Raw genomic sequence first — 1,010 nt, forward strand, 5'->3', positions numbered from 1 at the left:
CAATTCAATATAAATAAATTGGTATCAATAAAACTTGGCACACTATTGAGTTCTCAAACAACAACCACACCCAGCCAACACACACACAAACAACCAGTAAACAACCAGTGAATCCGTGTCGATCAGTGCCGGGGCAACTCGAAAAACAATACACACCTTTTCACCAACATGCAAACCAACCAACCCCCACCACCGACCCCACACCACACCCCACCACCCCAAAAACCCCGCCAACCCGCACCCAAACACCACCACAAAAAACTTTAACCACCCACCCCAACACCACCCACACCCACCACAAACCCCTCACCACCCGTGACACACACCACCAGAACAACCCACACCACCACCGCCCACAACAACAAAGGGCAGACAACCACCGTCATGCACCACCATCACCGCAGTAACCTCTGCCCCGGAACCGTCATGCACCACCACCCTCGGCTGCGGTTGAGTACCCGAGGTGGCCAATCTCTCCCCACCCAGCCACACCACACAAACCACACACCACACACCGAGCAACCCACCCCCGCTCGGCTCAACCTGAACCCAATAGGCGCAAGCTCGACCTAGGCCCAAGTAGGCGCAGCTTGGCTTGGCCCAGTGGGTATGGCTTGGCCTGGGTCCGGTGAGCTCGGCTCGGGCTACATACCTTCCAGAACCAGAACCCTCCCCTACTGATACGTAAGATCGTAATCAATCCAGGCTGTCGTGATAGCCGGCCAGGGTAGGTGCCGCGTTAAACAGTGATAGCCACCCCGGCGTGGAGGTGGCTGGGGTGATAGCCGGCCACGGCCGGCCAGGATGGTGGGTGGTTGTTAAAGAGTGGTAGCCGCCCCTGGGTTAGTGGGGTGTGGTTAGTGGGGGTGGCTATGACTGGTGGTGTTAAACAGTGATAGCCACCCTGGTGTGGGGGCGGCTATCGTTGTTGGGTGTTAAATGAGGGAGGCCCCGCACCTGGTGGTGTGGGGCCTCGACCTTGTTACGTGTTGTCCGGCGGTGTCCTACTC

Annotated in this window: 1 protein-coding gene; it reads right to left on the bottom strand. The window is 57.4% G+C overall.

Going from position 1 to position 1,010, the window contains the following annotated elements; genetic code table 11:
* Positions 1-263 precede the first annotated feature (263 nt).
* The gene (locus CVS30_RS18445; RefSeq protein WP_281268097.1) at positions 264-386 is read right to left on the bottom strand and encodes a hypothetical protein; all 123 of its coding nucleotides are present in this window, start codon (positions 384-386) and stop codon (positions 264-266) included.
* Positions 387-1,010: the final 624 nt, after the last annotated feature.

Origin of the sequence: Arthrobacter psychrolactophilus, assembly GCF_003219795.1 — a bacterium.
GTDB lineage: Bacteria > Actinomycetota > Actinomycetes > Actinomycetales > Micrococcaceae > Specibacter > Specibacter psychrolactophilus.